Source organism: Oceanobacillus arenosus (genome assembly GCF_003369575.1).
GTDB classification, from domain to species: domain Bacteria; phylum Bacillota; class Bacilli; order Bacillales; family Amphibacillaceae; genus Oceanobacillus; species Oceanobacillus arenosus.
On the sequence record NZ_PIOC01000011.1, the window covers coordinates 13,236 to 38,419 of the forward strand.

General features: G+C 39.3%; 23 protein-coding genes. 18 read left to right on the forward strand and 5 right to left on the reverse strand.

Annotation, left to right across the window (positions count from 1 at the left end):
* Positions 1–258: 258 nt before the first annotated feature.
* The 8 genes from CWR48_RS06770 to CWR48_RS20390 all read left to right on the forward strand — a co-directional run bounded on the left by CWR48_RS06770 (position 259) and on the right by CWR48_RS20390 (position 8,405).
* On the forward strand, positions 259–1,434 hold the full coding sequence (locus CWR48_RS06770) for a hypothetical protein (protein WP_115772520.1): 1,176 nt from the start codon (positions 259–261) through the stop codon (positions 1,432–1,434).
* A gap of 544 nt (positions 1,435–1,978) precedes the next feature.
* Positions 1,979–3,211 carry an NRAMP family divalent metal transporter gene (locus CWR48_RS06775; protein ID WP_115772488.1) on the forward strand — a complete coding sequence of 411 codons (1,233 nt, stop codon included), beginning with the start codon at positions 1,979–1,981 and terminating at the stop codon, positions 3,209–3,211.
* 118 nt (positions 3,212–3,329) lie between these two features.
* Complete coding sequence (pxpB, locus tag CWR48_RS06780; protein WP_115772489.1) at positions 3,330–4,055, forward strand: 5-oxoprolinase subunit PxpB; 726 nt, start codon at positions 3,330–3,332, stop codon at positions 4,053–4,055.
* 21 nt (positions 4,056–4,076) lie between these two features.
* Complete coding sequence (locus CWR48_RS06785) at positions 4,077–4,856, forward strand: LamB/YcsF family protein (RefSeq protein WP_281270252.1); 780 nt, start codon at positions 4,077–4,079, stop codon at positions 4,854–4,856.
* A gap of 1 nt (position 4,857) precedes the next feature.
* A complete protein-coding gene (locus tag CWR48_RS06790) occupies positions 4,858–5,802 on the forward strand; it encodes a 5-oxoprolinase subunit C family protein (protein WP_115772491.1) in 945 nt (314 codons plus the stop codon).
* 323 nt (positions 5,803–6,125) lie between these two features.
* Entirely contained in the window at positions 6,126–6,902 is a 777-nt protein-coding gene (locus CWR48_RS06795; protein WP_115772492.1) for a putative hydro-lyase, read from the forward strand.
* Between the two features lie 208 nt (positions 6,903–7,110).
* Complete coding sequence (locus CWR48_RS20780) at positions 7,111–8,055, forward strand: SEC-C domain-containing protein (RefSeq protein WP_245976755.1); 945 nt, start codon at positions 7,111–7,113, stop codon at positions 8,053–8,055.
* Between the two features lie 203 nt (positions 8,056–8,258).
* Positions 8,259–8,405, forward strand: a complete 147-nt coding sequence (locus tag CWR48_RS20390) for a hypothetical protein (protein ID WP_170140720.1) — start codon at positions 8,259–8,261, stop codon at positions 8,403–8,405.
* Here CWR48_RS20390 and CWR48_RS20785 read toward each other — a convergent pair.
* Positions 8,385–8,492, reverse strand: coding sequence for a 2-keto-3-deoxygluconate permease (locus tag CWR48_RS20785; protein WP_281270254.1), 108 nt, complete (start codon positions 8,490–8,492; stop codon positions 8,385–8,387). The genes CWR48_RS20390 and CWR48_RS20785 overlap by 21 nt on opposite strands.
* A 444-nt stretch (positions 8,493–8,936) precedes the next feature.
* On the opposite strand from CWR48_RS20785, the gene CWR48_RS06810 reads away from it, so the two are divergent.
* From CWR48_RS06810 to CWR48_RS06825, 4 genes are read left to right on the forward strand one after another with little or no spacing between them, the layout of a single operon-like run.
* Entirely contained in the window at positions 8,937–10,493 is a 1,557-nt protein-coding gene (locus CWR48_RS06810; protein WP_115772493.1) for a vWA domain-containing protein, read from the forward strand.
* An 11-nt stretch (positions 10,494–10,504) separates the two neighbouring features.
* Entirely contained in the window at positions 10,505–11,119 is a 615-nt protein-coding gene (locus tag CWR48_RS06815; protein ID WP_115772494.1) for a 5-bromo-4-chloroindolyl phosphate hydrolysis family protein, read from the forward strand.
* On the forward strand, positions 11,112–12,188 hold the full coding sequence (locus CWR48_RS06820) for a hypothetical protein (RefSeq protein ID WP_115772495.1): 1,077 nt from the start codon (positions 11,112–11,114) through the stop codon (positions 12,186–12,188). Before CWR48_RS06815 ends, CWR48_RS06820 begins: the two co-directional genes overlap by 8 nt.
* 57 nt (positions 12,189–12,245) lie before the next feature.
* Positions 12,246–13,343 (forward strand): toxic anion resistance protein, encoded by a 1,098-nt coding sequence (locus tag CWR48_RS06825; RefSeq protein WP_115772496.1) that lies wholly within the window; start codon positions 12,246–12,248, stop codon positions 13,341–13,343.
* Between the two features lie 194 nt (positions 13,344–13,537).
* Here CWR48_RS06825 and larA read toward each other — a convergent pair whose 3' ends face one another.
* The 3 genes from larA to CWR48_RS06840 all read right to left on the reverse strand — a co-directional run bounded on the left by larA (position 13,538) and on the right by CWR48_RS06840 (position 17,249).
* The gene (larA, locus tag CWR48_RS06830) at positions 13,538–14,815 is read right to left on the reverse strand and encodes a nickel-dependent lactate racemase (protein ID WP_115772497.1); all 1,278 of its coding nucleotides are present in this window, start codon (positions 14,813–14,815) and stop codon (positions 13,538–13,540) included.
* Positions 14,816–14,834: 19 nt separating this feature from the next.
* Positions 14,835–15,965, reverse strand: a complete 1,131-nt coding sequence (locus tag CWR48_RS06835; protein ID WP_115772498.1) for a 2-keto-3-deoxygluconate permease — start codon at positions 15,963–15,965, stop codon at positions 14,835–14,837.
* Between the two features lie 69 nt (positions 15,966–16,034).
* Complete coding sequence (locus CWR48_RS06840) at positions 16,035–17,249, reverse strand: glycerate kinase (RefSeq protein ID WP_115772499.1); 1,215 nt, start codon at positions 17,247–17,249, stop codon at positions 16,035–16,037.
* Positions 17,250–17,395: 146 nt separating this feature from the next.
* On the opposite strand from CWR48_RS06840, the gene CWR48_RS06845 reads away from it, so the two are divergent.
* From CWR48_RS06845 to CWR48_RS06860, 4 genes are all read left to right on the forward strand, one after another.
* Complete coding sequence (locus CWR48_RS06845) at positions 17,396–18,484, forward strand: CdaR family transcriptional regulator (protein WP_115772500.1); 1,089 nt, start codon at positions 17,396–17,398, stop codon at positions 18,482–18,484.
* A 198-nt stretch (positions 18,485–18,682) separates the two neighbouring features.
* Positions 18,683–19,564, forward strand: a complete 882-nt coding sequence (gene galU / locus CWR48_RS06850; protein WP_115772501.1) for a UTP--glucose-1-phosphate uridylyltransferase GalU — start codon at positions 18,683–18,685, stop codon at positions 19,562–19,564.
* Between the two features lie 103 nt (positions 19,565–19,667).
* Entirely contained in the window at positions 19,668–20,957 is a 1,290-nt protein-coding gene (locus CWR48_RS06855) for a UDP-glucose dehydrogenase family protein (RefSeq protein WP_115772502.1), read from the forward strand.
* Entirely contained in the window at positions 20,926–21,462 is a 537-nt protein-coding gene (locus CWR48_RS06860; protein ID WP_245976756.1) for a DUF3995 domain-containing protein, read from the forward strand. The genes CWR48_RS06855 and CWR48_RS06860 overlap by 32 nt, the downstream gene beginning before the upstream one ends.
* A gap of 71 nt (positions 21,463–21,533) precedes the next feature.
* Here the strand turns inward: CWR48_RS06860 and CWR48_RS06865 are convergent, their stop codons facing one another.
* Positions 21,534–22,403, reverse strand: coding sequence for a LysR family transcriptional regulator (locus tag CWR48_RS06865; protein ID WP_115772503.1), 870 nt, complete (start codon positions 22,401–22,403; stop codon positions 21,534–21,536).
* Positions 22,404–22,609: 206 nt separating this feature from the next.
* Here CWR48_RS06865 and mmgD point away from each other — a divergent pair, with 206 nt between their 5' ends.
* Both mmgD and CWR48_RS06875 read left to right on the forward strand, forming a co-directional pair.
* On the forward strand, positions 22,610–23,716 hold the full coding sequence (gene mmgD, locus CWR48_RS06870) for a citrate synthase (protein WP_115772504.1): 1,107 nt from the start codon (positions 22,610–22,612) through the stop codon (positions 23,714–23,716).
* 30 nt (positions 23,717–23,746) lie between these two features.
* Positions 23,747–25,183, forward strand: coding sequence for a bifunctional 2-methylcitrate dehydratase/aconitate hydratase (locus tag CWR48_RS06875; protein ID WP_115772505.1), 1,437 nt, complete (start codon positions 23,747–23,749; stop codon positions 25,181–25,183).
* Position 25,184: the final 1 nt, after the last annotated feature.

Genomic DNA, 25,184 nt, shown 5'->3' on the forward strand with positions numbered 1-25,184 from the left:
CTACAGTTCAATAAATCAGACAATAATAAAACGCATTCATTATTTTCAATAATTAAACTATAGGAAAAAGTATTGTTAATAGAGAAAAATCAATTTATAATACGGATAATCTATACAATACACGCAATTACACGAAGGGAGTTTTCAGATTTGGTAAACAACTTTACCGGTAAAAATAGAAAAGTAGTAACTCTTCATGATTAATAAAGCGTGGCAGAAGTGAAAAAAATACATCTTAAGAGAAAGTAGTTGATCAATATGTTTAATGAACCATTAGTTGCTGCCGCGATGATCTTTGCGTTATTTGCGATAGCTGAAATTATTTCCGTTGCCACGAAGGCGAGAATTCCGATGCTATTTATCGTTTTCTTTGGTTACTTAATGTTATTATGGACAGGCGTATTTCCAGCAGATATTGCGGAAAAGTCATACTTCGTTCCATTCGCATCGATGCTTCCAGCGGTGCTAATCGTCCACATGGGAACGTTGATTCCATTTAAACAATTAAAGGAACAATATAAAGCGGTAATTATCGCTCTTTCTGGTGTAATTGTTGCAGTTATACTCGTTTTAGCGATTGTCGCGCCAATTATTGGCTATGCCGGGGCTGCCTCTGCACTAGGACCGTTAACAGGTGGAATCATTGCTTATATTATAAGTGCAGAAAAACTAAGCGAGCTAGGACTTGTTAGCTTAGTGACAATACCAGCCCTTATTTTAGGAATTCAAAATTTCGTCGGTATGCCATTAGCAGCGTACTTCCTTCGTAAACGCGGATTAACGATCCAGAAGGAAATACATGCTGGAACCTATCAAGGTGAGGCAAGTAAAGAAGAGGAACAAGATGTGGGCGAGAAAAAATGGCAACTTCGAATTCCAGAGCGATATAAAACAAGCACAATCTTACTATTTCAAGTGTTTATTGGAGGGGCAATTGCAACTGTCTTAGGTACAGTTACAGGAATTAACTACAGCTTATGGGCACTCGCAATTGGGATTATTGGTAGTTTAATTGGCTTCTACCCCGGGAAGGTGATGGAGCGAGCCAACTCATTTGGAATTACGATGGCATTATTAATCGTTGTTGTCATGTCTTCGATGAACAGCATTACACCATCCATGTTTACAGAACATTTACCAGCCGTTATCTTCATTATGGTTGTTGGTGTAATTGGGATTATGGTAGGTGGATTCTTTAGTTCGAAACTTCTGAAATGGGACACTAATAAAGGAATGCCTGTTGCTCTAACTGCTTTGTTTGGCTTCCCTGGTGATTATATTCTTTGTGAAGAGGTTAGTCGAAGCCTTGGGAAAACGAAGAAAGAACAGGAGACAATCTTTAATGATCTTGTCACCCCGATGTTAATCGGTGGATTTACAACTGTTACAATCTCATCTGTTGTCATCGCGAGTATTTTGATGAGTTTCTTATAATCCGTTTGAATGGCAGCTATTTCTTCTAGTTATAGACCTAGAAGAAATAGCAGCTTTTTGTTTGCTAAGGAAACTATAAAATTTGGACGTTGTGGATAACTTAATTACCGAGAATAGCCACGTCCAGCTCCAGTCCGTACACAGCTCAAACGGGCGCTTGCGCTTTTGTTCTTGACACCTACGCTAAAGTTCTCCAAAAAAAAAGCGCCAATGAATTCACAATAAATGCAAATAATTAGAAAAATTACTCAACTACCAAAAAAGACAAATTCAAACATAATTAGAGCATTTTAAATAGGAATTATGGTATAATTTATTAACTTCTGAACTCCCACATCGTAAGACCCTTAGCCTTAGTTAGGTTGGTTTAATCACTTCTTGACGGATGAGCGTCAAAATTAGCTGCGTGATTTTCAACAAGTAAATGGAATGATTTCCAAGAATAGTTATAGGAAGATAGCAAACGATAAGAGGGAGCCTATATGGCCAGGTCAACATTATTTTTTGCTAAAACAAAACTTAAATATAGAGGAGTTATACATATATGGTAAATAAGAAAAAAGGGGCAGGAAATCAATTATTATCCTCAAACGAGAAAAAAAAGCGTAGCGGGGCACTGATCGGAGCAGCCTTCTTAATGGCAACCTCAGCAGTTGGCCCTGGATTTTTAACGCAAACGGCTGTATTTACGGAATCATTACTTGCAAGCTTTGGTTTTGTAATTTTAGTTTCAATTTTGCTAGATATTGGGGCACAAATGAATGTTTGGCGCATCATTACGGTTTCCGGAAAGCCAGGACAGGATATCGCCAATGCAGTCTTACCAGGACTTGGCTATGTTGTTGCCGTGTTTATTGTTATCGGTGGACTTGCTTTCAATATTGGTAATATTGGTGGTACTGGATTAGGCTTAAATGCTATGCTAGGGTTAGATGTTAAAATTGGTGCAGTAATTTCAGCTGCGTTAGCAATATTTATTTTCTTATCAAAAGAAGCTGGAGCTGCAATGGACCAAATCGTCAAATGGCTTGGTGGGATTTTACTTATTCTGATTGCATATGTGATGATCGTTAGCCAACCACCTGTTGGTGAAGCTGTTTTACGTACCTTTGTTCCAATTAAACTTGATATTTACGCAATTATTACGATTGTCGGAGGTACAGTCGGGGGATATATTACATTCTCTGGTGGGCATCGACTGTTAGATGCGGGTATTACAGGGAAAGAAAGTATTCCAGAAGTAAATCGAACATCGATAATGGGAATTGGTGTCGCATCGCTTGTTCGTATAATGCTCTTCTTAGCTGTATTAGGAGTTGTTTCAAAAGGAGTTAGTCTGGATCCAACAAATCCCGCAGCGACCGTTTTCCAGTATGCGGCTGGTGAGATTGGTTTCCGTCTATTTGGCTTAGTACTTTGGGTGGCTGGTATAACATCGGTAGTAGGTGCAGCCTATACCTCAGTATCGTTTTTGACATCATTTAGCAAAAAAATCGAAAAATATAAGAATTACTGGATTATCGGTTTTATCATATTTTCAACAGTAGTGTTCGTGTTTATTGGTAATGCAGCAACTTTACTCGTGCTGGCTGGTGCCTTAAATGGCTTGATTTTACCGTTAACACTTGGATCAATGCTACTTGCAGCAAATAATAAAAAAATCATGGGAGACTACAAACACCCGCTTTGGTTGACTGTATCTGGAATAATCGTAGTAATCTTGACTGCAGTATTAGGTGTGCGTACCCTAATTCAAATGTTACCGCAGCTGTTTTAATAATTATGGTAGATAAGAAAGTTTGCGAGCTTTTTCATTGAAAACTTACAACTTAGGTTGTCACCTTCCTTTAGGATGGGTGGCAACCTAGTTTTCTAATATATTAAGGGGGAATCATATGTTACGAATAGATGCTTATGGCGATATGGGGCTCAGGATTCAATTAGGCGCGACAATTTCTAAAGAAACGAATAATAAGATTCGAAGCCTAGCCTTATGCTTGGAAAAGGAGGAAATACCTGGAATCATCGAATGGATTCCAACCTATACTGCCATTTCCATCTCCTATGACCCTTATATTATTTCTTATGATAAACTAAAAAAAAGAATAGAGGATCTTAGTGAGTCGATGATCGAAGTAAAACTACCACCTGCAATGGTCGTTCACATCCCTGTTTGTTATGGTGGAGAGTGCGGACCAGATCTTGAGACAGTCGCAAGCCATAATGGAGTAAGTGCCGACGAAGTGATCAATATCCACGCTGACACTGATTATTTAATTTATATGATGGGCTTCACGCCCGGTTTTCCGTATCTTGGTGGAATGTCGGAGAAAATTGCGACACCAAGACTTGAGACACCACGTCTGAAAATCCCAGTCGGTTCTGTGGGGATAGCCGGTGCACAAACTGGGGTCTATCCAATGGAGACGCCTGGTGGTTGGCAATTGATTGGAAGAACACCGGTAAAATTATTTGATTCTAGTAGACAGGACCCAATTCTTTTACAAGCGGGAAATTATGTTCGTTTTGTGAGGATCACAGAAGAGGAATATCAGACAATCGAAGCGAAAATAAAGCAGGGAACATATCAGCCGAAACGTGAAGTTTATCAAGAAAAGTAGACAATGATAGGAGGATACTTAGTGGCTAAAAACGTTGTCGATTTAAATAGTGATTTAGGTGAAAGCTTTGGCGCATATAAAATGGGCCAGGACGATTTAGTGATGGAGTTTATTACCTCCGCAAATATTGCATGTGGCTATCATGCAGGTGATCATAATACAATCAGGCATACAATTAGAAAAGCAACAGAAAATAATGTTGGCCTTGGTGCGCATCCAGGTTTTCAGGATTTAAGTGGTTTTGGGAGACGAAAGATGCAAGTGGACAGTGAAGAAATATATAACTTAGTTGCATACCAAATTGGTGCTGTTCAAGCTTTTGCAACGATCAATCACAATAAGCTGCATCATGTGAAACCACATGGTGCATTATACAATATGGCTAGTAAAGATAAAGAAATGGCACATGCGATTGCACAGGCGGTTTACGATATTGATCCATCGCTTATTTTATTTGGACTCGCTGGTGGGGAACTAATCCACATGGGGAAAAAAGTAGGCTTACAGGTGGCGGAAGAAGTGTTTGCTGACCGGACATATCAACCAGATGGATCATTAACAGCAAGAACAGAAGAAAATGCAATGATTGTGGATGCGAACGAAGCAGTTGATCGTGTCATTCGTATGGTATCGTCGGGGAAAGTGGAAGCGGTCGATGGAACCGATATTGCTATCACTGCGGATACGGTTTGTGTGCATGGCGATGAAGCGAAATCCTTAGAATTTGTTAAACGCCTGCGAGCAGGATTAACGGAAAAAGGAATTCTAATAAAAAGAGTAGGGATTCAAGGTGGAAAATAGTATGTTTGAAGTAGTAAAGCCAGGTTTAACAACAACAATCCAGGACCTCGGCAGAACGGGTTATCAGCAATATGGTGTTGTTGTTTCGGGCGCGATGGATGCATTCGCCTTACAGGTTGGAAATATTCTTGTTGGCAATAAGCGCGACGAGGCTGGGATTGAGGTTGTAATCATGGGTCCAACATTACGTGTGCTTGCTGATCATGTGATAGCGATTTGTGGTGCGGATCTTTCACCTAAGCTCGATGGAGAATCCATCCCAATGTGGAAATCATTGGTCGTAAAAGCAGGGCAAACCCTAACGTTCGGCAAGCCTGTAAATGGAGGATATACCTATATTACTGTTGCTGGTGGAATCGATACACCGCTAATTATGGGGAGTAAGGCTACCTATACGAAGGCGGAAATTGGCGGCATTGAGGGTCGCAGTTTGCAAAAAGGTGACAAGATTGCATTCGGTAAGCCAAGTTCTATGGTGAAGGCAGGAATTGGCTTGCCAATACGACAAATTCCTGATTATCGTTCCGGCAGAAAAATTCGAGTGATTTTGGGACCAGACCATGACGCATTCAGTGGTGAAAGTGTGGAGAGATTTCTGTCTGAGCACTATAAATTGACCTCGCAATCAGATCGGATGGGCTCGCGTTTGGAAGGACCAAGTCTTTCTTTATTGCGTGGAGCTGATATAATCTCAGATGCAATTTTCCCTGGAACGATTCAAGTACCTGCAAACGGACAGCCAATTATCTTACTTGCAGATCGCCAAACAACAGGTGGCTATACGAGGATTGCTACGGTAATCACAGTCGATTTGCCATATGTCGCACAAATGCTGCCAGGAAATGAACTAGCATTTGAAGCAATCAGCGTGGAAAAAGCGCAGCGGCTATATGTTGAACAGGAGTTGTTATTACAGACATTGAGTGTCGCTGCAGGGACTTTTTGATTGCTTAGGAAACTATAAAATTTGGACGTTGTGGATAACTTAATTACCGAGTATAGCCACGTCCAGCTCCAGCGCCCAGCAACTAGCGAGACTTCCCTCACCTTCGTACGATAAGTCAACATCGATTCGCTTACGCTCATCGTGTTTCCTTTATCTCCTTCGGTTCAGTCCAGTCCGTACGTTGCTAAACGGGCGCTTGCGCTTTTGTTCTTGGACGAGAATTAGCTTTCGTATGTTTTTAGAAATGAAGACTGAAATGATTAGCAATGATTTGATGCATGCATGATTAGAAAACGACAAAACTCGGGGAGTAAGAGTGCACCATGAATACAGCTAAAGATGTTCGAGATAGTATTAGAACTGGAGAATGGACAAAGCCAACAGCAGGTCTTGCACCAGGATATACACAGGCAAATCTAGTAATTTTACCGAAGAAATATGCATATGATTTTTTACTATTTTGTATTCGAAATCCGAAAACATGCCCATTAATTGAAGTAACGGATGTTGGTTCACCAGAGCCTAAAGGAACAGCTCAAGGGGCGGATCTACGGACAGATATACCAAAATATCGTATCTTTCGTGATGGCGAGTTAGTTGATGAAGTTACTGACATAACGGAATATTGGCAGGATGATTTGGTTTCGTTTTTAATTGGTTGCAGTTTTACATTTGAAAAGCCGCTTTTAGATAATGGAATTCCAATTCGATACATTGAGGAAGGTCGCAACGTATCGATGTACAGTACGAATATTCCATGTGCATCTGCCGGTGTATTTAGTGGACCAATGGTTGTTAGTATGCGCCCAATGACACCAGCCGAAGCAATTCGCGCGACACAAATTACATCGAGATTTCCATCCGTTCATGGTGCACCAGTACACATCGGTGATCCAGCAGCAATTGGTATTAAGGACATAAACAAACCTGATTTCGGTGATGCTGTCACCATTCGCGGTGGCGAGGTTCCTGTTTTCTGGGGATGTGGCGTGACGCCGCAAGCAGCAGTGATGGCAAGTAAACCGGAATTTGTTATTACCCACGCACCTGGACATATGTTTATTACGGATGTTCGCGATGAACATTATGCTGTGATATAAGATTTGAAGTAAAGAAGAAAATAAGGAATCCCGTTCACCTATTCTTGTGGACGGGATTTTTTAACAGATGAATCAAGGCTTAACGACTTAAATGCTCCGTAAATTAAAGGAATAGATTTCCATGATGTCGAAGAAATATATTAGTAGAAAATTATACAGCATGTATTCATAGATGAGTATATCCTCAGCTATAGAAGGGGGAGCAAATGTGAAAATAGGAAGAAATGATCTATGTCCTTGCGGGAGTGGAAAAAAGTATAAAAAATGTTGTTTAAATAATCAAGTCGCAGGTCAAGAGGTAAAGATACAACCTTCCAGCAAGATGTGGACGCTTGAAGATGTAGAGCAAATGGAAACAGAAGCTATTCTAGAATTGCTTCAGGAATTTGGTATACCAGTAGATAAAGATTACTTTATATCCGAAATAGAGAATTTTTCATCTGCAGAGGAATTGGTTCAATTATGGATTGAAAACTATCAACTAGATATTAGAAATCATCTGAGTGATTTTACCTTACTAGCTATCAAAGTATTAGCAAAACGATTGACTCCGGAGCATCTGCTCCTTGAGTATTTGGATGATTGGATGAATGAAGGGTATGAATTTGCGGAAGTTAATGATCATATTCATGCATCTTTGTTATGGTGGAAAGTGTGGAAGCATTTGCCAAAGTGGATAGGGGATAGAAACATTACTTCGATTGGCGAATTAGATGAAATAACGAGTTCTTCCATGAGTAATTTATTCTACAATTGGGTGCAGGACTTCGAGTTAGGTCTTGCAAATGCAAGGTTATCAGATGGGCAATTTATCCCAACAAGGCTTATCTTTGCGGAAGAATTCCTTGAGCAATTCCCAGACACAGATGAATCTATCATTGCGAATATGACCGTGGCAATGGGTGAATCTTTATTTTACTTAGGAAAAATAAATGAAGCGGATAATGTATTTAGAGAGTATGTGATGAAACATCCTAATAATCCATGGACATATATACACTGGGGAGATTTGTATAATCCTAAGATGCATTCAAAAACAGCAGATAAAGGAAGCGCAATTACATTGTATAAAGATGCCATTAGAGTTGCAGTAGATGCATCGGATCGTGACGTTGCATCAGATCGGTTGTATGAATTAGAAAATGTGTACTAGGAAATCTTGAAGGCATAGCTAACTATAAATTCTAGAATTAATCGAATGAAAAGGGCTTATTAACATGATTTCCGAACTTAATAAAGTGAAACTTCATTAAGTCGGGGTCTTACAGCCAGTTAATTCGGGATAAATTTCATGAAAAAAGTCAGTGGGAAAATCCCGCTGACTTTCAAAAAAATGGTATGTAAAAGGTTGCAATAATGATGGTTCGAGAAATGACGTTCTATCCCTCTACATACGGTATTTTCAAAGGTCCATGGGGATGCACAGCAATCGTCATGTCATCTCCGTATTTATCTGCTGCTTTTGGTAAATTTGTTGATTCATTAAGAAAGGACCATCATTGATTGCAAGAAGTCAATAGTGTTAAGCGTTTCTCCAAGCAAAAGCGGAACAACCATCATGCCTCCAGGTACTTTTTCAACCGCGTCCATAATTCTTATACGAAAGCTCCTCTTTGTTATTATCAATTCAATATTTCATTACAAAAGAATGCCACAAAAGGTCCGGAACGTTATAACTCAGGTAAATAGCTCCAACTCATGACTTGGCGTTCCATTCAAGATCCTAAATAGGTACTCATCGACATTTTTTGACAAAACTCAGGAAGTGCCAGGCGCCCCAATGACAAAAAAATACAAACTTCGTGGGGTAACAACACTCTTGGAGCCATGTATATGTTATAATTATTACAAATGTTTGCACATCTTTAGGATAATCCCATTTCTGCCTTTGTTGGTGAACAAGATAAGTAATAACAAATAAATTGGTGCAATATTTCCTTCTAAAATAATTGCGAATAAGCTCACTAGACTATTGATTTAGTACTTAAATAGGTCTATTAAAATAGATATGAAATTCAAAGGAGTTTTATTGTGATGAAAAAATCCATCCTACTACTATTGCTCAGCTTATTTTTCACCTTACTTTTAGCAAGTTGCTCAGGTACTAAGGAAACATTTACTATTTTATCTGGATCTGAAAATGAACCACTAGAACCGATGCTCACAAATTATGCCAAAAAAAGTGGCTATCAATTAAACATGATCTATAAAGGATCTGTTGATAGTATGTTAGAACTAAGAAAAAATCCGAATAGTTATGATGGAATTTGGTTACCTAATAGCATGTGGATTTCGATGGGGGATACGGAGCATGTTGTAAAACACGATAAATCCATGTTCACCTCCCCTGTTGTATTTGGGATAAGACAATCAAAAGCAGAAGCGTTAGGCTTTACAAATAACGACGTGCTTGTTGAGGATATTTTGCATGCTGTGGAGAATAAAGATTTAACCTTCATGATGACAAGCGCTTCTCAATCCAATTCGGGCGCAAGTGCGTATATTGGCTTTTTATACGCATTACTTGGAAATCCAAATATGATTACAAAGGAAGATTTGCAGAACCCTACATTAAAAGAAGATATTCGTAAATTATTTTCGGGTATTAACCGGTCATCTGGCAGTTCGGGATGGCTCAAGGATTTGTATTTAAAAGGTGATTACGATGCAATGGTTAATTATGAAGCGGTCATCATTGAAGCCAATCAAGAACTAATGGAACAAGGGAAGGAACCATTGTTTGTTATCTATCCACAAGATGGCTTAACGATAGCAGATAATACATTAGGCTATATTGATAATGGGGAAGCTGATAAGGAAGCGTTCTTTCTTTCCTTGCAAGATTTTCTGCTGTCAGAAGATTCTCAAGCAAATATTGAAGATTTAGGTAGAAGGACAGGTTTAGGTGGTCTTGTTGAAAATCCGAATGATACGATATTTAATCCTGATTGGGGAATCGAAACCGATACACCACTTGCTTCAATTTCCTTTCCAGCAGAAGATGTGATTTATGAAGCACTGACATTATATCAAACAGATTTCAAAAAGCCCTCCTACACAGTATTTGCTTTGGACTACTCTGGTAGTATGTCTGGCACGGGTGAAGAGGAAATGGAGGAGGCGATTCGAATCCTGCTCAATCAAGAAGAAGCAAAACAATACCTACTACAATCATCTGATGAGGACAAAATAGTCATTATTCCATTTAATGATCAAGTGCTAGCACATTGGGAAGCAAGTAATTTATCGGAATACGACAATTTGTATCAAACAGTGGAATCTTTTGATGCTGGTGGAGGAACAGATATTTATCAGCCTGTTATTTATGGCCTAGAGATTTTAAAAGACGTCGATACAAACCGATACAACCCTGCAGTAATATTAATGACCGATGGTGAATCAGAGGGGGACCTCGGAGAATTAGAAGCTTATTACCATGACTTAAATAAGGATATTCCAGTATTCAGTATTACGTTTGGTGATGCTTCTGATGATCAATTATTAGAGATCAGTGAACTCACTAGAGGAAGAACGTTTGATGGGAAAGATGATTTAATTCAAGCGTTCAAAAGCGCCAAAGGGTACAACTAAGGGGGGATGATATGAACCTTATTAAAGGAGTAATATCAGGAGCTATCGGCGCAATTTTGTTTATTCTATTTTTATTTGTATTAGATGCGGGTACCATCATCAGTATTATTATCGGAATTATCTCCTTTCTTGCAACCCTATTGATCTTTCATTCTTTAACATCTAAAACGGTGGAGGAGGAGACGCAGCTTGCAACAAGTAGTTTTTACTTGAATATATTAAATGAAGGCCATGCTAAATTAGCAACGATTAAAAATGAAGTAACGAATATACAAAAGGATTCAATTCGGACGCAGGCAAACGAGTTACTCCGTATTTGCGATCAAATTTTCAAAGAGTTAGAAGAAAACCTACAAGATATCCAAACCGTTCGTCAATTTTTTACATATTATTTAGATGCGCTACATACTATCTTAAAAAAATATAATCAGATTTCTAGAAACGAATTAAGAGGAAATGATATAGAAAAAATGGAGGAAAGAGTGGCGCAAAACTTGGAACTTTTGCATGATTTATTTATCTCAATCAGGAACAAATTGTTAGAAGACGACGTTATTGATTTAGATATTGAGCTACAAACCTTGCAAAAAATGTTGAAATCTGAGGGGGTATCAAGTAGTGAGTAAGAAAACAATTGGAACACTTATTGGTACAATCCTTTTGGTAGTCGTTATTGTTATAGGAGTACTCATTTATACAAGCAATGAGAGGAATCCTGCTATAACAATTGATGGTCTAGTCGGAGGGGAGAAGATACCCTTATTAGAAAATGAGAAGTTCAAGAAAATCGCCAAGGAAAAATACAATACAACAGTAAATTTCGCTAAATCAGGTAGTATTGAAATGGCTGATCGAGATATAGCAGAACTGGATTATTTATTTCCCTCAAGTCAAGTGGCAGAGGAATTAATAGTAATGAAACAGGGCGAACATATCACAAAGAGTGAAACGGTACTAAATTCTCCAATTGTTTTTATCTCTTGGGGAGAAATTGTCGATGCTTTTGAAAAACAGGGCATCGTACAAAAGGAAAATGATGCCTATTATATTGTCGATACGCAGCAATTTTTACAGCAAATTATCGAAGGTTCGGATTGGGCTGATGTTGGCCTTCCCAGCTTATATGGCGAGGTATCGATTATTTCAACGGATCCAGTCAAATCTAATTCAGGGAATATGTTTGCAGGTCTTTTGGCTAATATGATGAACGATGGAAAGGTAGTAACAAAAGCTGAGCTACCTACTATTTTACCAGTAATAGAAGGATTCTTCATCAAGCTAGGGTACTTAGAAAATTCATCTGGAGATTTATTTGAGCAATTTTTAAAAACAGGTATGGGTGCAAAGCCAATCATCGCCGGTTATGAAAATCAATTGGTTGAATTCGCTACACAAAATCAAGAGACATGGGAAAGAGTGAAAGATAACATCTGCATCATTTACCCTAAACCAACCGTATGGAGTGAACATCCAGTTATCGCATTAAATGAAGAAGGCGAACGATTAATTGACATCTTGTCTGATCCAGAAGTACAAGAATTAGCATGGAAAGAGCACGGATTCCGTACAGGGTTAAGTGGGATTGAGAATAACCCGGAGGATGTAAATTTGGAAGGATTGCCTGAAACAATTAAATCGATTATTCCAATGCCGACTCCTGATGTAATGGACGAAATCATCAATCGTTTAAAATAATTTCCTTGGAAGGTTGACGGCCTTGGAAGGCATTAACATGTAATGGAGGTTTGGTGAATGGAACAAGCGATACCAACGGAATTAGATGCTTTTGAGAATAAGAAAGCTTTTAGTACTGAGGAAAGCGAAAGAATCGAAAATATAGCAAATGAAATTACCTTCACGAATTCGACAGCGGTTCTTGAATATGGTGCCAAATCACAAAAAGACGTTTCACAATTCTCGGATAAGGTACTGGAACATGTAAGGGCAAAAGATAGTGGTGAAGTGGGGCAAATAATAACAGACTTGATGACAACAATAAGAGCAGTAGATGCAGATAATCTAAATCAAAAGGGGTGGCTTGCTTCACTGCCGATTATTGGGGCCATGTTCAATAAAGCAAAGAAATTTGCTGTCCGGTATGAAAAAGTTGGGATACAAATAGAACGCATCACCCAACAATTAGAGAAATCACAAATTCAGTTAATAAGAGATATTACGATGCTTGATGGACTATACGAAAAAAACAAACGATACTTCAATGAGCTAACGATGTATATCGAAGCGGGAAAGCTAAAAATCAAAGAATTACGAGAGCAAACGATTCCAAATATAAATGATAAGGCTGAGAAAAGCAATAATCCAGAAGATATTCAAGAATTACGTGACACGAGTCAATTTGCCGACCGATTTGAAAAGAAATTACATGATCTATCATTGAGCAGAACGATATCACTTCAAACAGCACCACAAATCAGGCTCATTCAAAATAATAATCAATTGTTAGCAGAAAAGATCCAAAGTTCTATTTTACAAACGATTCCGCTTTGGAAACAACAACTTGTCATTGCCCTTAGTTTAGCCCGTCAGCAACAAGTATTACAGATGCAACAGCAAGTATCGAGAACGACCAACGAAATATTGCTTAAGAATTCAGAAATGATGAAGCAAGGATCTATCGAGATTGCACGTGACACGGAAAAGGGGATTGTAGATATTGAAATTTTAAAAGCAACCCAAGCAAACTTAATCGAAACACTCGAAGAAACATTGCAGATTCAAGAAGTTGGTAGAAAGAAACGCGAAGAGGCGGAGATTGAATTGCTGCAAATGGAAAAAGATTTCCAACATAAATTAGTTGAATATAGTAATAAAGGGTACGGGATTCAATAGACAGATAAAAAATCAGCGTCCATTTTAAAGGTGCTGATTTTTCAGGTGGGTAAGAAAGTCGTTATACTTTCTTACTACATAAGTGCAATTAAGGCTGTTTGGTGACAGACCTCATTCGCCTATAGAAGTATATGTGTACAGAGTCTGTGGCACCCTTTAGGCAACACACAGACACTTCTCACGCGCAAGCATCCCTAATTAACGCTAGCTTTCTCCTCCACATATGGTATTGTCAGAGGTCCAAGAGGGAGAACAGCAATCGTCATGTCTTCTCCGTATTTCTCTTTTAATGCTTTCAATGTCTGCTCGATGTTATGGCTTGGCTTTAACATCGTTCCTGTCACCTGTTCATCTGTCAGTTTTGAGTATACATATACATCTGACCAAACCTGGATAACTGCTTGCTTTTGCACCTGCCATTGGTCGAACACTTTAAATTCTGGATCATTTATCATATCGAGCAGAGACTCTGGACTATCTGCCATTTTGAAAATTCCCGCATAGTTCCCATGATCTGGAAGTCCGTCTGAGCATTCGGATGCAACAATAATGGATCCACCTTCTTTGACAATCTTATGTGCAGCACTCATTCCTTTAACAGCCTGGTATAAGTTTTGGTCGAGCGGGTAACCGGAGTTCGATGTTAACACGACATCAAATCTCTCGTCACAACGGAACATTGCATGCTCCTTGGCAAATGCACAGCCGCGGTCATGTGCTTCATAAAGCTCGCCAGCAAAGACATTCGTAATTTCCTTTTCACGATTCAGCGTGACATTCAACATAAAATCAGGCTTACACATTGAATTAATTTCTCGGGTCATGTCTTGCACTGGGTTATTCGTCATATTTCCCCAAGTAGAAAGTGGGTCACCAATCATTCTTGCATTATGAAACGTCAAAATCGTTTCGATTCCAGCAATCCCTGGCATGATTCCTTTTGGTCCACCCGAAAACCCTGCAAAAAAATGTGGCTCAATAAACCCGGTGACAATTCGAAAATCGGATTCCACATAATCTTTATTTAAATAGACGTCACAACCGAATTTACTTTTCCCAAGATTAACAAGGGAATCCTTGTCATGGCATTGATTATTAACGATGCGAATATTATCAACAACCCATGTCCCGAGCATTTGGACAAACTCTTCTCTCGTTTGATCGCGATGGGTTCCTGTTCCATTTATAATGACGAAATTTTCCAAGGGAACATGACTTAATTCCTCAATTAAAAGCGGTACCATTAGATGATTTGGCGTGGGCCTCGTAATATCACTGATTACAATCGATACTTTGTCCGTTGATTTTACGGCTTCTTTTAATGGAATATTGTTAATGGGATTTCTTAATGCTTGTCTTATTGCTTTCTTTTCATCTGAAACTTTTGGTAAGTTTGTTGGTTCAATGATAAAAGCATTATCTGGTAGGTCTACGGAAATACCATGTTTTCCATATAATATGTCTGTCTTCACGATTCATCCTCCCATCATTTTAGCTGTTAACCGTTTGCTTCGTTAATGTTTCTACTGCCTCTTGCTTCAGTCCCAAATCTTCTCTTGTCCCAATAATACCCCTTTTTCGTTGGAGCTTGTCAACCACAATAACGCCTAGTGGACAGAGCAAGGAAGTCGTAATCGTTGAAATTGAAATTTGAGCTGTGGCAATTGGCACGATGCTCTGAATTGCTTCGAGCTCTGCTACTGACATTGCACCAGCTCCAGCTGCAACTGCCGCGGCTGCTGCAACTGCTGCAGGTGTTGCCGCGGCATTGCCTGCTGTTGATGCTTCAGAAATAGGCGCAATATAGCTTTTTTCTTTAAATAATTTAAATACAAGGATGCCTGTTCCACCTGAAAATACAAAGGTAAGAATGGCAAGTGTCAATCCACCAGCTAATACCTCAGGATTAAAGAAGTTCGCTAAATTCATTCCGGCTCCAAGAGCAAACGCAAAAAATGGAATGGTAAGGGATTCACCAGGTTTTAAAAACGCACGTATTTTCGGATCTAAATTCCCTAAAAACATGCCAATTCCGATTGGTAATAAAACAGCGATAAATGCAATGAGCGGAAAAGCGGTTCCTAGAACTCCTAGAGCAACTAGAGTCAAAAATGGACCATCATTAATTGCAAGAATCGAAAGTCCACCAACATCTGAACGGTTTCCAAATTTCCCTGTTAAGGCTGCGTACATCCCACTATTACTATTCGTCATCCCTGCAATGAGTGCAAGTGTCGAGAGTCCAAACAGCCCACTCATCGGATCGAAGAAATAGCCAAATGCCATTCCGACCGCTACACCAGCAAAATATTTCGAACCTGTAAGCAGAACACCTTTCTTCAGCGCTTTACCTCCAACCTTTAAATTCATTTGACTGCCTACACAGAAGAGAAATAGGGCGATAAGCACGAGCGCACTATCCTTGAATAATTCTTGTGAAAATCCGCCAATCCGTAAAAATTCATAAAAACCTGTTTCTGTTTGTGGTGCACCAAGCATTTTTAGAAAATCCATGACGACTGGAAGATGCATTTGGTCAATGGTGTTTAGCGTCGCACCAAGCAGAAGCGGAACAACCATCATGCCTCCAGGTACTTTTTCAACCGAGTCTATAATTCTCAAATGAAAGCTCCTCTCAATTATTAGCAATGGAATACTCTATTGTAAAAGTGAAAATAGCAATGTACTGTTTTATTCGCTCACTCTTCCTTTCCTACTGCTGATATTCGACAAAACTCTGGAAGTGACAGGCACCACATGTGCGCTGGCGTGGAATGGATTTGAACCCCATGCCCGTACTACTTGCTCAGTACTTAACTCCAATAGTTCTGCTGCGTTTTCCATTGATTCTTCTAGGTTCATCGGTTTATTCATGATGCTGTGTACACTAATCACGCCATGATCGTGGAGCACATCTATCCCATCTCCAACGGTCCCAGCAATAATGATTGTTGGAACACCCTGTAGCTTGGCCGCTTCAGCAACACCCAGAGGCGTCTTTCCAGAGGCGGTTTGGCTATCCACTTTTCCTTCGCCTGTAATGACGAGATCTGCATCGTGCAAAAAGCTAGCGAACTTACTATATTCAAGAACGACATCGATGCCGCGTTTCATTTCTGCAGAGAAAAATGCCAGAAAAGCTCCACCAATTCCCCCTGCTGCACCAGCACCAGGTAGATTATGTAGGAAAACGCCAGTCACAGTTGCAACTTCATTTGCCCAGTGGGTGAGATTATCATCGAGTATGCGAACGATTTTAGGGGTTGCTCCCTTTTGTGGACCGAAGACATGTGAAGCACCATCCAGACCAATCAGTGGATTTTTTACATCAGACGCAATTAGAAAGTTACTATTCTTTATTCTTTGGTCAAAAGAACGCACATCAAGCTTAGCAACTTTATGTAGCTCACCACCCCCAAAGCCAATTTCATTCCCATTCTCATCAAGGATTTTTAATCCGAGTGCCTGGAGCATTCCGGCCCCGCCGTCATTCGTCGCAGACCCACCAATTGCTAAAATAAATGAGGTATACCCATCATCTAATGCTTGTTTGATCAATTGCCCTGTCCCAAATGTTGTCGTTTCCAATGGTGCAAGCTTTCCATTTGGAACAAGATCGAGTCCAGATGCGGTTGCCATTTCAATGACACATGTTTTTTTATCGCCTAAGATGCCGTATTTCGCTGTGACTTCATTACCTAGAGGCCCAATAACTGGTACATTTTTTGTTGTACCATCGGTTACAGAAACTAATGTGTCCATCGTTCCTTCTCCTCCATCACCGACAGGTAGAAGAACTGTTTCGGCATTAGGAAATGCCCGTTTAATTCCGCTATTCATTGCATTTGCCGCTTCAACTGCACGCAGACTCCCTTTGAAGGAATCTGGAGCAATAATAATTTTCATTTAAACAGCTCCTTTGTAAACGTTAACAATTGTATTTACTAAATTATACGAATCTTGACGAGATTTGTATATAGCTATACCATATGAAAACGAAGGGTAGTTTCTATCTATTTTTGTAAAAGGTAACCAAATAGGGGGAAGCCATCATGCTAACAAAGGAAATCGCAACTGCAATTGTCAGGGAAACCTCACTGCGAATCAATCGAAATGTCAATATTATGGATATTAATGGCATTATCATTGCGACAATGGAGCCATCAAGAATGAATACGATTCATGAAGGAGCAGTAGAGGTCCTAAGAAGTGGAAAGACGTTGGAAATTTTTCAGAGTGAAAGTGAAAGATGGGATGGGAGTCAGCCAGGGCTTAATCTCCCAATCATTTTTAGAGAAAAAATAATTGGTGTTATTGGTATTACCGGAAACCCGGAGATGATGGGTGATATTGGCGAATTGGTAAAGATGACAACAGAATTAATGATCAATCAAGTATTTCTCGCTACACAACTAGAATGGCAGCAGCGTACACAAGAAATCATTATTGAACAACTCTTAGAAAATAACCCTTATTCCCATGAGGTTGAGCGGGGATTAAGTAGATTGCATTTTCAATTGGACCCACCATTTATGACGGCAATTATTCAAATTTCAGATGGGGAAATTCAAAAACAATCCCTCATTCAAAAAATAGAAGCTCTAATTGGTGAAAGTTATGTGATCGCAGGTTTCATTAATTTCAATCAGTTGATTCTAGCATTTAGTGGTCTTAATGAAGTGAATACAATTGGTAAATTAAATAGTGTATACGCTTTACTAAAAAAACAGAATTGGAAATTTAGAATGGTTTATAGTCTTCCATTTGAAGAATTAGAGAAATTCCAGCAGTCGTATTATGATTGCGAACTAGCATTAAAAATTAGTGATTCAAACATGGATTTCATATCATTTGGACACGTAGAAGTAAAAGCACTAGTCCATCAACTAGATGCAGATATCGCGAAGCGGTTTTCAGGGCGGGTGCTGAAGAGCTTCAATGCAAATCAAGCGGAAACATTGGAATCATTTTTCGCAAATGATTTGAACATCCAAAAAGCGGCTGACGCATTATTTTTACATCGCAATACACTCATCTATCGACTTCATAAAATTATGGAGGAGACTGGCTATGACCCAAGAAAATTTTCAGATGCATTGATTTTGCAAATTGCAATGTGGATAAGGTACTACAGAAAGTAGGCAGAATTCAACAAAACTCAGGGCGAGTGTATCAAAGCTTGCTTCAAGCGTCCTAAAAAATCAACCTATTCTTAACATATTTTCATACCTAAGTGTAGTAACATGAAGAGAGAGGGTTTACCAATCATTTCTTAACTAGATGCATTCTGCTATAACGTTTAGCCATAAAATATTTATCAATTAAATGGAGGGTTTGGAATGAAAACTATTAAGAAAGCAATTATTCCAGCAGCAGGATTAGGTACGAGATTTCTACCAGTGACTAAGGCAATGCCAAAAGAAATGCTGCCAATCGTCGATAAGCCGACCATTCAATATATCGTTGAGGAAGCAATCGAATCTGGAATCGAAGACATCATTATCGTTACTGGAAAAGGAAAACGTGCGATTGAAGACCACTTTGATAATAACTTTGAATTGGAACAGAACTTAATGGAAAAAGGGAAATTTGAACTACTGGAAAAGGTAAGACATACATCCGAGGTTGAAATTCACTATATTCGCCAAAAGGAACCAAAAGGACTAGGCCATGCTGTTTGGTGTGCACGTAAATTTATCGGTGATGAACCATTTGCTGTACTTCTTGGAGATGATATCGTCCAAGCAGAAGTTCCAGGTCTTCGTCAGTTAATGGATCAATTTGAAAAAACAGGATGTTCTGTTGTTGGGGTGCAGCAAGTTGCGGATAATGAAACACATCGCTACGGAATTGTTGATCCCCTTTCATCTGAGGGCAGACGTTATCAGGTGAAGAACTTCGTTGAAAAACCTACAAAAGGAACAGCACCATCGAATTTGGCAATTATGGGCCGATATGTATTTACCCCAGAAATATTCACGTTTTTAGATAAGCAAGAAGTGGGTGCTGGTGGTGAAATTCAGCTTACGGACGCGATTCAGCAATTGAATCAAATTCAAGATGTGTATGCCTACGATTTTGCAGGGAAGCGTTATGATGTTGGTGAAAAGCTAGGGTTTATTCGCACGAATTTGGAATTTGCTTTGCAAAATGAGGAATTCGGCGATGAAGTCAGAAAGATGTTACACGAGTTACTAATGGAGCAGGAGAATGTTAGATAAGGTTCAATAAGAAAGGGAATTCGTTTGAACTGCTAGATTGCATTGAATTTATTTCAAACAATCAATTCGGGTATAATTAATTACTTTGCAATGGGGGTTACTCATGAATATTTCTGTTGTTGGTACGGGATATGTTGGTTTAGTGACAGGTGTTAGTCTTGCGGAAATTGGTCATCATATAATTTGTGTTGATATCGATGAAGCCAAGGTGGAGAAGATGAAGCAAGGAATTTCACCTATTTATGAGCCGGGTTTAGATGAGTTAATGTCACGGAATATTGAAGCAGAGCGCCTGTCCTTTACAATCAATCATCAAGAAGGATTTCGTCATGCAGATGTTATTTATATTGCGGTCGGCACCCCGGAGAATGAGGATGGATCTGCCAATCTAGCATTTGTTGAGCAGGCGGCAAGGGATATTGCGAAGCATATTACGAAGGATACGATTGTGGTAACGAAGAGTACCGTCCCCGTTGGCACAAACGACCGAATTCTAGAAATAATAAAAGAAAACCAGATACATAATATGCAAATTGATATTGTCGCCAATCCGGAATTTTTAAGAGAGGGCTCAGCATTAAAGGATTCCTTTAATGGCGATCGGATTGTCATTGGTGCGAACAATGATTATGCAGCAGGCATGATTGAAAAAGTCAATGAGCCATTTGGTGTTCCAATCTATCATACCGATATTCGCAGCGCGGAATTAATAAAATATGCCTCCAACGCATTTCTAGCAACGAAAATTAGTTTTATTAATGAAATTGCTGCAATCTGTGAACGTGTAGGTGCAAATGTGGAACATGTTGCAAAAGGTATGGGAATGGATCAGCGAATCGGTGAGAAATTTCTAAATGCAGGCATCGGCTATGGTGGCTCTTGTTTTCCGAAAGATACGAAAGCATTGATCCAAATAGCAGGGAATGTTGCCTATGATTTTGAGCTATTAAAAGGGGTCGTCAATGTTAATCAGAAGCAACGGGCACTTTTAGTAGATAAATTGAATGAAAGATTTGCTACATTAGCTGATAAGCGCATTGCTGTATTGGGGCTTGCATTCAAACCGAATACAGATGATATGAGAGAAGCTGCTTCGATTATTGTAACGGAAATATTAATTGAGCAGGGTGCAACGGTAATTGCTTATGATCCGGTAGCAATGGAGAATGCCAAGAAGCTATTACATTCTAATATCATTTATGCTGAAAGTGTGGAAGAATCTTTAGAAGATGCAGATGCAGCACTTGTGTTAACGGAGTGGGATGAAATTCGAAATGCCGATCCTTCTGGCTTTCAAGCGATGAAAAGCCCAATCGTTTTCGATGGAAGGAATTGTTTTTCTGTAGAGAAAATGAGGGACAGTGGCGTGGAATATTGGTCGGTGGGGAGGTAGAAATATTTCGCTAATATTCGACAAAGTTCAGGGAGTGGCAGGCACGGCTAAAACGAAAGTCAATAAATATTATGTATACATTGGTGTTATATGGACAATATTATTTGCTGGAATGAGTTTCTACTGGGCAATGGGCGGCATGATTGGTGTTAGATCTTTGGGTGGTGCTATCTATGAACAGGCATTAGATCCAGAACCGTCATTCATTACCATTGTTTGGATGACTGGATTTATTAAATTACTTGGAGCCTTGCTGATTTTGATGTTATTGGTTAAGTGGAGAGAATCTAGGATACGAATGATACTTTATCTCATAATAAAGATAACTGGTGTATTACTATTTTTATATGGTTCACTCAATTTCATTACGATAACATTGAGTACCGTAGACCTTCTAGAATTTCAATTAGACAGCTACGCAACCTTTTGGAGATTATTATTTTGGGAGCCATTCTGGATGTTTGGCGGTATAATTTACTTTTTCACTATTAATAAGGCAAAATAAGAAAGTGAGGTTGCAGTTGAATAGATGGCTTCCCGTAAAATTCGACAAAACCCGGGGAGTGACTAGGTATCTCAAAGCGCTTTCACATCCAATCCCTCTATAAACCGGATAAACGCCTTCACTATATTTAACTGTAATGAATCTTCATGGTAATACATCCACGTCTTTCGTGTAATCGACTCACCGGAAGGCTTCAATATCGGCTTAATAATCAGCTCAGGATATGGTCTTACAACTAAATTTGCCAATATGGCGTAGCCTAGTCCATTAATGACCATTTCTTTACATGTTTCCACCTGGTTAACTTGTATATTGATGTTCGGTCTTTGCTTATAGTGTTGATACCACCAGCTATCGACAATCGTTTTCATGTTTTCGTCTGTATAGTAATCAATCCGTGGAAGCGAAGGAAGGTCTTCCCACTCGAATTCCCAAGGGGAGGCAATGCATATTTCCTCTTCATAAAGCAACTCCTTTTGCTCCTTCCATGGATAGTCCCCTTTGATAAAACTAAGATGGACATCGTGGTTGAGGATTAATCGATGCATTTCACTACTCCAGCCTGTTACTACTTGGAACTCGACATTTGGATATTCTTGCTTAAATAACCGAAGCAATTTTGGCATTTTATTTAATGCAAAGAAATTGGAAACCCCTACCCGGAGTGTACCTGCCACCTGATGCTTCATATTATTTAGCTTTTCCTCAACTTCCCGTTGCTCCCGCAGCATTCTGATTGCATGTTCCGCAAGCTTCATTCCTTCTGGAGTAAAGGTGATTCCTCGCCGTTTTCTCATTGTAATTTGTACACCATAATGATCCTCTAATTTCTTCATCCGCGATGTTAACGTTGGCTGGCTCAAGTATAATCGTTGTGCTGCTTGTGTAATATTTTCCGTTTTATGTAAAGCTGCGAGCATTTCCCAATCCTGAAAGTCCATTTAATATTTCCCCCTCGCATTAAAGTTTCCCGTGAATCGTCATATTAGTTATCGGAAAAATCTATCGCTAATTATTACTATTATATATTTTTATAATTTTCAAATCAATATTATAATAGAGTCAAAGAGAAAGAAGAACGTGTTTCTTCTAATGAAATGTAAACTTTCTATAAAACTAAAATATCTATTGAAAGAGGAGGGATTTTATGACAATAAAGGAAAAGTACATACCTGGACTAGAAGGGGTTATCGCATCAGAGACTGCAATTTCATTTCTTGATACCGTACAGGAAAAAATAATCATTAAAGGTCAAGATTTGATAGCGCTATCAAAAAGTAATGATTATCTTGATGTTGTGAACCTGTTATTAGAGGGGGAACTCCCAAGTTCGTCTGAAAAAGCAGTTTTAGAGGATAAGCTTAAAAAAGACTATGATTTACCAGATGCGGTAATTGAGCTATTAAAGCTTTTGCCAAAACAAACACACCCGATGGATGCACAACGCACCGGTATTTCGATGCTTGCGGGCTATGACGATAATCTCGATGACAGGTCGCCTAGTGCTAATAAACATCGAGCATTCCAGATTTTAGGAAAGCTCCCAACATTAACCGTTAATAGTTATCGGGTGTTGCAGGGACAAGAGATTGTTGCACCTAAACCAGATTTATCCTATAGCGCGAATTTTTTATCAATGATAACAGGAAAACTCCCGACAGAACTGGAAACGAAGACTTTTGACCAATTACTTCTATTATATAGCGAACATGAAATGCCGAATTCAACGTTTACAGCAAGGGTGATTGCTTCGACCCAATCTGATATTTACGGTGCATTGACAGGTGCAGTTGCTTCCTTAAAAGGGAATTTACATGGTGGAGCGAATGAAGCGGTAATGCACATGTTAAACGAAGCAAAGTCAGTTGCTGAATTTGAAGAATTAATGTTGAAAAAGCTGCAAAAGAAGGAAAAAATTATGGGATTCGGACATCGCGTGTATATGAAGAAGATGGATCCAAGAGCATTAATTGTGAAAGATGCATTAAAGGAATTATCAGCAAAAACAGGTGATAATCAATTGCTGGAAATGTGTGAAGCTGGAGAAAGATTGATGGAAAGCGAGAAAGGGCTTTATCCGAATTTGGATTATTATGCTGCACCAGTTTATTGGATGCTCGGTATTCCAATCCCATTGTATACGCCAATCTTCTTTAGTGCACGAGCCGCTGGTCTCTGTGCCCATGTCATTGAGCAGCATGAAAATAATCGAATCTTTAGACCAAGGGTTAATTATATCGGCAAGGCTTACTAGTGTATTGCATCAATGGAAAGGATGAATGGGATGATAAATGTTGAAGAACAGAAGAAAACAGACGAACTGATTGAGAGAATTACCGATTATGTATTAAATAAAGAGATCACGAGTGAGGAGGCATTTTTAACTGCTCGTTATGTTTTAGTAGATACGATTGGCTGCGGGATTCTTGCACTTAATTATCCGGAATGTACGAAGCTTTTAGGTCCAATTGTACCGGGAACAGTAGTGCCCAATGGTGCCCGGGTTCCAGGAACTCCCTATGTACTTGATCCAGTTCAAGCGGCATTCAATATTGGGACGATGATTCGCTGGCTTGATTATAATGATACATGGCTTGCAGCGGAATGGGGTCATCCTTCCGATAATTTAGGGGGAATCCTTGCTGTGGCGGATTATATTAGTCGAGAACGTTTAGCAAAAGGCGGGGAACCGCTTCTCGTACAAGAAGTGCTGGAAATGGTGATCAAAGCACATGAAATTCAAGGTGTATTGGCACTAGAAAATAGTTTAAATCGCGTGGGCTTGGACCATGTCTTATATGTAAAAATCGCGACAACAGCCGTTGTGACAAAAATGCTTGGTGGCGGAAGAGAAGAAATTAACAACGCATTATCAAATGCTTGGATTGATAATTCTAGTTTACGTACCTATCGCCATGCACCGAACACAGGATCCCGCAAATCATGGGCTGCAGGTGATGCGACAAGCAGGGGAGTTCGGCTTGCAATGATGGCTATGAAAGGTGAGATGGGTTATCCAACCGCATTAACTGCGCCGGGATGGGGATTCCAGGATGTTTTATTTAACAAACAGGAAGTCATTACGAAGCAGTCTTATGAAAGTTATGTTATGGAAAATGTCTTATTTAAGGTTTCCTATCCAGCAGAATTCCATGCTCAAACCGCCGCAGAAGCAGCGGTCCAGCTTCATCCAGAAGTCGCCCATCGACTGAATGAAATCGACCAGATTACGATTACAACGCATGAGTCCGCGATTCGGATTATTGATAAGAAGGGACCTCTTCATAATCCTGCTGACCGTGATCATTGTATTCAGTACATCACAGCGATTGGACTGTTAAAAGGGGATATTCGTGCAGAAGATTATGAGGATGATGTTGCTGCGAATCAGGTAATCGACGAGCTTCGGGATAAGATGGTTGTTGTTGAGAATAAGCAATATACAAAAGACTATCTTGATCCAACAAAGCGATCAATCGCAAATGCGGTTCAAGTACATTTTAAAGACGGAACAGTAACAGAAGAAATTGTATGTGAATACCCATTAGGGCATAGGTTCCGCCGCGAGGAAGCAATTCCTAAAATATTGCGGAAGTTTTCAGCAAATCTTTCAACACATTATACGGAAAAGAAACGAAAGAAAATAGAAGAAGCAACAAGTGATTATGATAAGCTTACCACATTAAGTGTAAATGAATTTATGGAGCTTTTCATTGACTAGA

Excerpts from the sequence above, each read along its gene's own strand:
- CWR48_RS06770 (WP_115772520.1), top strand. The coding sequence starts at position 259 with ATGTTTAATGAACCATTAGTTGCTGCCGCGATGATCTTTGCGTTATTT.
- CWR48_RS06775 (WP_115772488.1), top strand. The coding sequence starts at position 1,979 with ATGGTAAATAAGAAAAAAGGGGCAGGAAATCAATTATTATCCTCAAAC.
- pxpB (WP_115772489.1), top strand. The coding sequence starts at position 3,330 with ATGTTACGAATAGATGCTTATGGCGATATGGGGCTCAGGATTCAATTA.
- CWR48_RS06790 (WP_115772491.1), top strand. The coding sequence starts at position 4,858 with ATGTTTGAAGTAGTAAAGCCAGGTTTAACAACAACAATCCAGGACCTC.
- CWR48_RS06795 (WP_115772492.1), top strand. The coding sequence starts at position 6,126 with ATGAATACAGCTAAAGATGTTCGAGATAGTATTAGAACTGGAGAATGG.
- CWR48_RS20390 (WP_170140720.1), top strand. The coding sequence starts at position 8,259 with ATGATGGTTCGAGAAATGACGTTCTATCCCTCTACATACGGTATTTTC.
- CWR48_RS20785 (WP_281270254.1), bottom strand. The coding sequence starts at position 8,492 with ATGGACGCGGTTGAAAAAGTACCTGGAGGCATGATGGTTGTTCCGCTT.
- CWR48_RS06810 (WP_115772493.1), top strand. The coding sequence starts at position 8,937 with ATGAAAAAATCCATCCTACTACTATTGCTCAGCTTATTTTTCACCTTA.
- CWR48_RS06815 (WP_115772494.1), top strand. The coding sequence starts at position 10,505 with ATGAACCTTATTAAAGGAGTAATATCAGGAGCTATCGGCGCAATTTTG.
- CWR48_RS06825 (WP_115772496.1), top strand. The coding sequence starts at position 12,246 with ATGGAACAAGCGATACCAACGGAATTAGATGCTTTTGAGAATAAGAAA.
- CWR48_RS06840 (WP_115772499.1), bottom strand. The coding sequence starts at position 17,249 with ATGAAAATTATTATTGCTCCAGATTCCTTCAAAGGGAGTCTGCGTGCA.
- CWR48_RS06845 (WP_115772500.1), top strand. The coding sequence starts at position 17,396 with ATGCTAACAAAGGAAATCGCAACTGCAATTGTCAGGGAAACCTCACTG.
- galU (WP_115772501.1), top strand. The coding sequence starts at position 18,683 with ATGAAAACTATTAAGAAAGCAATTATTCCAGCAGCAGGATTAGGTACG.
- CWR48_RS06855 (WP_115772502.1), top strand. The coding sequence starts at position 19,668 with ATGAATATTTCTGTTGTTGGTACGGGATATGTTGGTTTAGTGACAGGT.
- CWR48_RS06865 (WP_115772503.1), bottom strand. The coding sequence starts at position 22,403 with ATGGACTTTCAGGATTGGGAAATGCTCGCAGCTTTACATAAAACGGAA.
- mmgD (WP_115772504.1), top strand. The coding sequence starts at position 22,610 with ATGACAATAAAGGAAAAGTACATACCTGGACTAGAAGGGGTTATCGCA.
- CWR48_RS06875 (WP_115772505.1), top strand. The coding sequence starts at position 23,747 with ATGATAAATGTTGAAGAACAGAAGAAAACAGACGAACTGATTGAGAGA.